Below are 9,055 nucleotides of genomic sequence, written 5' to 3'. Positions count from 1 at the left end.
GAATTAATATCAAAAAATAGAGAAAGGAGAATTTGAGTTCACTCAAATTCTCCTTTCTCACTATTTGAAGCTAGTTATGTCCCAGCCTCTTTTTTATTTTACTATTCTAATATAATAATAAATTTCTATACACTTTTACAAGAATTGTGATAAAATTTAGCTAAAATATACTAAAATACTCCCAAAATTCTAATATTTCTACATAAAGGATTGGAGATGAATTTGTACAAAATTATTATCGAACGAGAAGACGATGTGTATGTGGCAAGTTCAATAGGAAAAAAGGTTGCGAAGGAGCTTGGCTTAAGTTGCAGCCAACAAACCAAAGTAGTTGTTTCTATCATGGAATTAACGCGTAACATCGTCTTCTATGCTGGTAAAGGCGAGCTTTACATAAAGCCGCTTCCTCACTGTATAGAAATCGTCGCCATCGATCAGGGCCCTGGGATTAAGAACTTGGAGGAAATATTGACTCAATCTTATTCCTCAAAAACGGGATTAGGCTTAGGGGTTACTGGAGTAAGGCGTCTTATGGATGAATTTGAAATTACCAGCAAAATAAACCATGGAACAAAAGTCCGAGCTATAAAGTGGCTCAATAATGGGGGTAATAAATATTGATTAAATCGCCTGCCTCTAATGAAGCCTTATATGGATTGATAGAAATGACTCCTGATGGAACAATCCAAAAAGTAAATTCCATAGGAAAAAGCCTAATAATTTCAGAGGACAGCAGCTCCAATTACCTTTTTCACCGCATAAAAAATAACGAACTTAAAGCGAAGCTGCATGAATGTTTTATGGGGAAATGTAATGAATTTATTCTGGTTGTCGATACACAGCCCCACTTTTTTCTGTTTCATCGAACATTTAAAGATGAAAAGCTAGAAAAGATCCATATCTTTATCTTTAATGTCAATCAGCTTCAAAACATGCATGAGCATAACAATTGGAATAATCACCTTTTATCCTCAATCGGAGAAATGGCAGCCGGAATTGCCCATGAAGTGAGGAATCCATTGACGGCTGTGAAAGGCTTTCTACAGCTAATGGAGCAAAATTATAATCAGGAATATTCTCAAATTGCGCAAAGTGAATTAGACCGTGCGATTCAAACGTTAAATGATTTAATGAGTGTATCAAAGCCTGAGTTTTTCCAGGAACAGCATACAACCTTTAATTTATGTGCATTGATTGACGCGATATTGCTTTTATTTCAAAACCAGCTCTATCATATCCATTTAATAAGGAAATTCAGCCACGATCAAGCGATGGTTACCGGGAGAAAAGACCAAATTAAGAAAGCGCTTTTCAACTTAATTAAAAATGCCATCGAAGCGATGAATGATGGCGGCACGTTAGTGGTTGAACAATACGAAGATCCTCTTGGCGTTCACATAAGCATCTCTGATACGGGCATTGGTATACCAAAGGACAAGCTTCGTCTGCTTGGCACGCCTTTTTTTACATTAAAGCAAGATGGCAAAGGAATGGGGCTTGCCCAAGTATTTAATGCGATTCAAAGTAATAATGGCAGCATCCGTGTCAAGAGCGAACCAGGACAAGGAACGACCTTCTTTCTTTCATTTGCTAAAACAAATCACCCATCCAATACATTTATAGGGGGCCTTCCCATGATCAACGCGGTGCATTCAAAGGTAGAATTAGCTCAATTTCTAAAAGACAATTTAGACTTTTATACGAATGAATGGATTCAATATTTGCAAAAAACCAAAGGCTATTTAACTGCTTTTATGAAAGAAAATCAAATTCTTGAAGAGTATGAGGCGGAAGGGAATCCAATTATTAAGGTCGTGACAGAAAATATTCTTGAATTGAAAACAGAGGAAATTATGGAGCAGGCGAAGGTTAGTGGAGGTCAAAGTGCAAGAACTGATTTCCCAATCCATTTATCCTTGGAGCTTTTTCAATCCGCAAGAGGAATTATTTGGAATGCTATTAAGGCGTTTTACTCTGAATCGAATCACTCTTTAAGCACGGAAGAATTCTTTGCATTAGAGCGATATGTCAATGATATTATTGACCTATACATTGATTCGCATACAGCTTATTATGTTAGCTATAAAGATGAATTATTAAAGATTCACCGGGAAACGGTTGATGAATTGTCTGTTCCAATTATCCCTATTGCTGAGAGGATCTGTATTCTTCCTGTAGTGGGAAATGTTGATACATATCGGGCAAAGAAAATCCGTGAAAAAACACTCATTAAGGTAAAAGAATTAAAAGCTGAGAAATTAATTATTGATCTTTCAGGTGTTCCTTATATCGATACATCGGTTGTTAACCACTTATTTAAAATTGTGAAAGGCATCAAACTATTAGGCTGCTCTACGATCTTAACAGGAATCAGTCCTGATACTGCAGACACAATGATTGAACTCGGAATCGAAATTGATAATGGGGTAAAAACGATGTCAGACCTTCAGCAGGCTTTACAGGAAATGCAGGAATTTGCTATAGGAAAATAATAAAAAATGCACGATCCCCGATAGGATCCGTGCATTTTTTTCGTTAATTTTCAGCTAATTTAGCTATTTTTGCACCCTCTGATTTACTTTCCATTGGATCTTCCGCTTGTTTCGCTCTTTTAATAAAGAATGCAAGGATGAGGGATACCGCAGCAATAAAGGTTGCGACAAAGAATGCATCATTAATTCCCTCAAGCATTGCCTTCATCTCAATTTGCTGTTTCAAGGCAGCCATTGCTGCTTCTGTAGGCGCTTGCCCTGCAGCATTTTTCATCGCTTCGGCAGCTAAGTTAGCTGCATGTGTTTCCGTACGATTGGACATAAGTGTAACAAGCAATGCGGTACCGATCGCACCGGAAATTTGATTGAGTGTATTATTCATCGCTGTACCGTGCGGATAAAAGCGTGCAGGAAGCTGATTTAAACCATTTGTCGAAACAGGCATCATAACCAAAGACATTCCAAGCATCCGAACAGTATATAGCATCATTAAATGGCCATATGTTGTATCAAGTGTTAATTTACTTAAATAATAAGTTGTTATCGTAGTAATCGCAAGACCGATAATAGCTAGGAGCCGCCCTCCAATTTTATCAAATAATTTCCCTGTAATTGGAGACATGATTGCCATAACAATGGCTCCTGGCAGCATGAGTATGCCTGCATCCATCGGCGAAATGCCACGAATATTTTGCACATAAATTGGAAGTAATAACATTCCAGAAAATAAAGCCATATTTAAAACCATCGATATCGTTGCTGATAATGCAAACATCGGAAACTTAAATACTCCGAAATTAAGCATCGGACGTTCCATCCTTGATTGACGCAAAATAAACCATACTAATGCAATAACGCCAAGAATCAAGGTGATATAGACAAAGGGACTATCCCATCCTTTAGTACCCGCAGAGCTAAATCCATATAGAATCCCGCCAAAGCCTACGCTGGATAATATAACAGAAAGGAAATCAAGGCGGATATCCACTTTATCCTTTTTATCCTTAAGCATGAAAAACCCAAGCAGCAATACAATGATAGATATTGGCGTGATAAAATGAAACAGCATTCTCCAGTCATAATGTTCAATAATCCAGCCTGATAAGGTCGGACCAATGGCTGGTGCTGCCATCATAATTAACCCAAAGAACCCCATAGCCGTTCCTCTTTTTTCAATTGGGAACGAGACCAACATCACATTCATTAATAACGGCATCATAATGGCCGAACCTGAGGCTTGAAACATTCTTCCTGCTAATAATAATGGAAAGGCATGTGCAAAGCCAGCTAGAACAGTTCCGATTGTAAATAAGCCAATCGCTGCTAAAAATAAATGACGAACTGAATATTTCTGAATTAAAAAGGCCGTTGTTGGAATTAACACTCCATTTACTAGCATAAAACCAGTTGTCAGCCACTGTACGGTCGATGGGCCAACATCAAGATCCTCCATAATAGAAGGAAGTGCGATATTTAATAATGTATTATTCAAAAAGGTAATAAAAGCCCCAATCATGAGAATCGCAAGAATCCCATATGGTGCACCGTTTGACTTTTTAGTGGCTTCACCCATTATTTCTCCTCCTATACCTTAAGTACATTAATTTGTACCCGTGTTACACAGAACAATATCATATACCATGTGTTCAATTTTTGCAATAAAAAAATTCCATGATTAAATGGGTTTGTGTAAACCACAAAATTAATGTACTATGAATTTTGTACAGTGAGTCCAATTCATATCAAAGGTGATATTATGAACGAAAGAAAGAAGCATGTCATTAAAATGGCCCATCAATTATTTATTGAAAAAGGGTTCCAGGCCACATCGATTCAAGATATTTTAACGTATAGCGGTATCTCTAAAGGGACTTTTTATAATTACTTTTCGTCAAAAAGTGAATTATTAATCGCCCTCTTTAGGACCATATACAAACAACTGGAAAAAGAGCGAAATGATTTGCTTATTGGTCAAGATCCTTCGAATATTGAGATATTCATTAAACAACTAGAATTGCAATTGGAGACCAACCGGGCAAACAAACTTATTTCCCTTTTTGAAGAAGTCATTTTTTCGAATGATGAAGAGCTTAAACAATATATTAAACGAGGTCAACTGCGAATACTCCAGTGGAAGTATCACCGTTTTATCGAAATATTTGGGGAAGACAAGGAACCGTATTTATTGGACTGTGCCGTAATGTTTATGGGGATTCTGCACAATAATCTTAAATACAATAATTTGGCACACGGATCAAATGCGAGCCTCAGCAAAATTGTCCGATATTGTGTTAGTAGAATAGTGAAGATTGTAGATGAGGTGGCTGAAGCTGGGGATCAGCTGCTTAAGCCGGAACTATTGGAAAACTGGCTGCCGAACTGTAAGGGAAACAATCATGCCTTCAAAAACAGTTTATACCATTCGATTTTAGAATTAAAAAAGGCATTAATTCATCATGAAGAGAAGTCCAAATACATCGAATTACTGGATTTTATTCAAGAAGAAATCGTAGATTCCAAAAAGCCCCGTAAGTTTCTAATTGAATTAACGCTCCAAAATTTAAAACAAGAAAAAGTATTGTTTGCACATAAAGAACTTCATCAAATAGAACAATTAATTTCTGCCTATTTTACTCAAATAGATGAAATAGACTAAGATTTATTGCTAATTGATTTAAAAGATGAAAAGGTGCCAGCCTCTTTCCCATACATTGGATAGAAACTGGCACCTTTTGGCATGATGACTCCAATGGGTTAATAGGAAGGATACCCCACAAACTTAAAATCTTTCCCAATTGGAGTCACGGTTACATCTGATAATTCGATAGCATCGCTCATCATCTCGATTCCTGTCCCCTCCAAAAAGGTAGGTGCATTCTTTCCGCCTACTAATTTAGGAGCGATGTAAAGGACAACTTTATCAATTAATTTATTTTCTAAAAAGGAAGCATTAACCGTTCCGCCGCCTTCTATTAAGACGGATGAAACAAGCTTTTCCCCCAATATTTCTACAACCTGATTCAGGTCAACAGTCTTCGAACCAGTCGTAACAAATACAGGAATCCCTAAGTCTTCTAGTGTTTTCAGCTTGTCTTTGTCGTAGTTTTCACTAGTAAAAATCCAAGTTTCCGCTTTCTTGTCTGTGATTACCTTGGATTCCAAAGGGACTTTCAAGGAAGAATCCAAAATAATCCGGATTGGATGGCGTCCATTCGGAATTCTTGAAGTCAGCTCTGGATCGTCATGAATAACAGTATTGACCCCAACAAGAATGCCCATATTTTCACTCCTTAGCAGATGGACATCATGTCTCGCATCTTCCGAGGTGATCCATTTGCTGCTCGAAGCATGGGTTGCGATTTTTCCATCTAGGGTGATTCCTGATTTCAAGGTGATAAACGGCTTTTTCTCGACAATGAACTTATTAAAAACTTCATTCATCTTTCGAGATTCTGCTTCACAAACCCCAGTGATAACCTCAATGCCGGCATCCTCAAGGATTTTCACCCCATTTCCAGATACAACTGGATTCGGGTCGAGCGTTGCAATCACTACATGTTTAATTCCAGCCTTCACAATGGCCTCTGCACAAGGACCTGTCCGGCCATGATGAGAGCAAGGCTCAAGCGTCACATATATGGTGCCGCCTTTTGCTTGCTCTCCAGCCATTCGAATGGCATGGATTTCCGCATGCGGCTCACCTGCCTTTAAATGGGCGCCAATCCCTACAACACGGTTTTCGTTGACAATGACCGCACCAACCAATGGATTGGGATCGGTCTGGCCTTTCATCGCTTGTGCATTTTTCAAGGCTAATTCCATATAAAATTCATGATTCATCATTCGGACAGTCCCTTCTTTTGGCGGCAATTTTTCGGATGTTATCTTTCCACCTGAATCATCTGTAACGATTGATTCAACGCGTGATAGTCACTCAGAACTAAGGCGCTGCTTTGCACCTCGAGTCCTGAGTGTTACATAACCCGAGGCTTAACCGGCAAAGCACCTTCCACTTCCATATGCCCGGATTTCTTTATTTTTGTCCGCAAATATTGTTCATTGTATTCGGAGATATCTCCCCATAATGGCGTTCTTCCTGAGACAGGCAGCCCTGAAGCTCTTAATGCTTCAAGCTTTTTAGGATTATTCGTTATAAGTGTTACAGGCTTCGTTCTTAGCGCTTTAAGAACTTGAATTGCATCATCGTAGTTTCTTGTGTCATCAGCAAAGCCAAGAGCTTCATTAGCCTCCACTGTATCGTGTCCATTTTCTTGAAGGATATAAGCCATGGCTTTACTAAATAATCCAATTCCACGGCCTTCATGATTAGCTAAATAAAATAAGGCTCCCACACCATGCTCCGCGATCATTTTCATCGACTGCTTCAGCTGAAACCCACAATCACATCGCTTGCTTCCAAAAATATCCCCCGTATGGCAGATGGAGTGCATTCTTATCATAGCCTCATCTTCATACTCAAAGTCACCGTAAACAAGAACACTTGATTGTTGATGTTCAGCTAAGTTGGCAGTTGATAATTTAGAAATAACCTGTTGATAATCTTCTAATATTTCATCGCTTTTTAGCCAGCTATACCATTTAAAAACAATCGTTTCTCCGTCTAAATTAACCGGCAGGCGGATTGGTCCTACTAAGTAAATCGCACCTTCACCTGATTTTATAATTTGAATTTTATCTTCTAAGACAGAAAGTCTGTTCGAATTCAGCTGAGTTTCTCCCACTATGATTTCCCCCCATACCTTATTTCAACTTCAACCGTCATCAAGCTAAGGCTTGAACGGTAAAATGATCTTTATAGGATGCTTCTTTTATTAATTGCTGCTCTTGCAGTTGTATGATCTCATTCCGGCGGTCATTTTCATATTTTTTTAACTGAGCTGCACTCATATCCTCGCTTGCGAGTGCTTCAATGATCACTTCCGATAAAACACTCGCATCAACCAAGGCACAATTAATGCCAAATGCTCCCGTAGGACTCATCGTATGGGCGGAATCCCCCATAATGACGAGGCCATCCTTTACCCATGTTGGACAATGGCAGCTTTGAACTTTTAATAAAATAAAATCATTCCATGATTGAATGTGCTGCTGAACCGTTTCCGTTAATTCTGGAAAAGCATCGGTCACTTGCCTGATAAACGGTTCAATGGACTGCTTTCTCAAGAAAGGATATGAACCCTCTTCAATATTCCAGCCAATTTGTATAAATCCGCCTGCCTGGGTAAATAAAGCTAGCTGCCTTTCCCCAACTAATGTCTGTTTAATCGTTGGCTCCCATCCTGCCGGGCTTGGTATTTTGGCCCAAAGGAGGTCATAGCCATGTTTGATCGTCTGAAACGGCATTTCCGCTAATTTTCTTACTGTAGAAAACCGCCCATCCGCACCTACTACTACGGAGCTATGAATGGTCACTTCCTGATCGTCTTTTATAGCTTTTACTCCTGTAATCTGGCCATTTTCATCTTTAATTAATTCCGTAACCCTCGCGCCCATCATGAGATTGTAATTTGGATATCGTTCGGATTCTCCGATCAGAACGCTTAATAAATTTCGCTGCGGGACATGGATTCCTACATGTTGATCACCTTCAGCAGGTGTTACCGTCTTAATCACTTGTCCTTGATGCCAATATTCGATTCGCTCCATTAAAAGCAAGCCTTCATTTTCGACCTTTTCATATAAGCCGTATTTTTTCAAAATGGCTTCTCCATCTTTATTTAAATGTTCGCCGCGGAATTCTTTGTCAATCCCATCATGACGCTCGACAACAATCGTTGAAATATTATTCTTCGCGAGCAAATACCCTAATAAAGCGCCGCCAGGGCCAGCACCAACAATGCAAACATCCGCTTCGAGATTCATGCTAACCCCCCATTTTTCAAAAAAGTTCTCATTTGTCATCCATTTATTTGTTATAATGATCTTATCATTCAATTTGATTAGTTAGTTACTTTATGTAAGTAATTATATTTTCAAAAGGTACTTGTGTCAAGTATAATTATGATGTATGGTAATTATATTGATTATCGTAAAATGGGATTATATTAATAGAGGGGTGATGGGCGATGAATAAATCTCTACTTTGTCCTCGATTCGAGAGTGCGATGAATATTTTGAGTCAGCGCTGGACTGGCCTTGTGATTTACCAGCTGCTGTCAGGTACAAAGCGTTTCTGTACGTTAGAATCCTCCATTGGTATAAGCGGAAGAGTCCTTTCAGAACGACTGAAGGATCTTGAAAGCCAAGGAATCATTAAACGTGAAGTCTTCCCGGAAACGCCAGTGCGAATCGAATATTCCTTGACTGAAAAAGGGCTAGCTTTGGAGCCAATTATGAGAGAAATAGAAGAGTGGTCAAAATCGTGGGTAGAAGTGGAATCTGAAGAATAATACCCAATCATATGCACTTATATGGCTATTCAACAGCAAGTTTACAGGTAAAAAAACGAGGGTGGGACAAAACCCTCCTCTGAAATAAAAAGCCAGTGGAATTTTACACCAAGTAAAATTTCACTGGCTTTGCTTATTTTTTTTCAATAAAAT

Annotated in this window: 8 protein-coding genes; 4 read left to right on the top strand and 4 right to left on the bottom strand. The window is 38.7% G+C overall.

Features of this window, described 5'->3' with window-relative positions; translation table 11 throughout:
• Positions 1–216: 216 nt before the first annotated feature.
• Positions 217–621 (top strand): anti-sigma regulatory factor, encoded by a 405-nt coding sequence (locus AR328_RS12100; RefSeq protein ID WP_231734816.1) that lies wholly within the window; start codon positions 217–219, stop codon positions 619–621.
• Positions 618–2,492 (top strand): ATP-binding protein, encoded by a 1,875-nt coding sequence (locus AR328_RS12095; protein ID WP_066295261.1) that lies wholly within the window; start codon positions 618–620, stop codon positions 2,490–2,492. The genes AR328_RS12100 and AR328_RS12095 overlap by 4 nt, the downstream gene beginning before the upstream one ends.
• Before the next feature lie 43 nt (positions 2,493–2,535).
• Here the strand turns inward: AR328_RS12095 and AR328_RS12090 are convergent, their stop codons facing one another.
• On the bottom strand, positions 2,536–4,065 hold the full coding sequence (locus tag AR328_RS12090) for a DHA2 family efflux MFS transporter permease subunit (protein WP_066295260.1): 1,530 nt from the start codon (positions 4,063–4,065) through the stop codon (positions 2,536–2,538).
• Between the two features lie 183 nt (positions 4,066–4,248).
• Between AR328_RS12090 and AR328_RS12085 the strand changes: the two genes are divergently transcribed.
• Positions 4,249–5,148 carry a TetR/AcrR family transcriptional regulator gene (locus tag AR328_RS12085; RefSeq protein WP_066295259.1) on the top strand — a complete coding sequence of 300 codons (900 nt, stop codon included), beginning with the start codon at positions 4,249–4,251 and terminating at the stop codon, positions 5,146–5,148.
• A 98-nt stretch (positions 5,149–5,246) separates the two neighbouring features.
• Here the strand turns inward: AR328_RS12085 and ribD are convergent, their stop codons facing one another.
• The 3 genes from ribD to AR328_RS12070 form a co-directional block, all read right to left on the bottom strand.
• Positions 5,247–6,335, bottom strand: a complete 1,089-nt coding sequence (gene ribD / locus AR328_RS12080; protein ID WP_066295258.1) for a bifunctional diaminohydroxyphosphoribosylaminopyrimidine deaminase/5-amino-6-(5-phosphoribosylamino)uracil reductase RibD — start codon at positions 6,333–6,335, stop codon at positions 5,247–5,249.
• 131 nt (positions 6,336–6,466) lie between these two features.
• Positions 6,467–7,234, bottom strand: coding sequence for a GTP cyclohydrolase II (locus AR328_RS12075; RefSeq protein ID WP_066295257.1), 768 nt, complete (start codon positions 7,232–7,234; stop codon positions 6,467–6,469).
• A gap of 40 nt (positions 7,235–7,274) precedes the next feature.
• Entirely contained in the window at positions 7,275–8,375 is a 1,101-nt protein-coding gene (locus tag AR328_RS12070) for an FAD-dependent monooxygenase (protein ID WP_066295256.1), read from the bottom strand.
• Positions 8,376–8,578: 203 nt separating this feature from the next.
• On the opposite strand from AR328_RS12070, the gene AR328_RS12065 reads away from it, so the two are divergent.
• The gene (locus tag AR328_RS12065) at positions 8,579–8,902 is read left to right on the top strand and encodes a winged helix-turn-helix transcriptional regulator (RefSeq protein ID WP_066295255.1); all 324 of its coding nucleotides are present in this window, start codon (positions 8,579–8,581) and stop codon (positions 8,900–8,902) included.
• Positions 8,903–9,055: the final 153 nt, after the last annotated feature.

Source organism: Bacillus sp. FJAT-29937, assembly GCF_001509555.1.
GTDB lineage: Bacteria > Bacillota > Bacilli > Bacillales > Cytobacillaceae > Cytobacillus.
This window is presented reverse-complemented; position numbering and strand designations above follow the sequence as displayed.

Excerpts from the sequence above, each read along its gene's own strand:
- ribD (WP_066295258.1), bottom strand. The coding sequence starts at position 6,335 with ATGATGAATCATGAATTTTATATGGAATTAGCCTTGAAAAATGCACAA.
- AR328_RS12090 (WP_066295260.1), bottom strand. The coding sequence starts at position 4,065 with ATGGGTGAAGCCACTAAAAAGTCAAACGGTGCACCATATGGGATTCTT.
- AR328_RS12100 (WP_231734816.1), top strand. The coding sequence starts at position 217 with ATGAATTTGTACAAAATTATTATCGAACGAGAAGACGATGTGTATGTG.
- AR328_RS12070 (WP_066295256.1), bottom strand. The coding sequence starts at position 8,375 with ATGAATCTCGAAGCGGATGTTTGCATTGTTGGTGCTGGCCCTGGCGGC.
- AR328_RS12085 (WP_066295259.1), top strand. The coding sequence starts at position 4,249 with ATGAACGAAAGAAAGAAGCATGTCATTAAAATGGCCCATCAATTATTT.
- AR328_RS12065 (WP_066295255.1), top strand. The coding sequence starts at position 8,579 with ATGAATAAATCTCTACTTTGTCCTCGATTCGAGAGTGCGATGAATATT.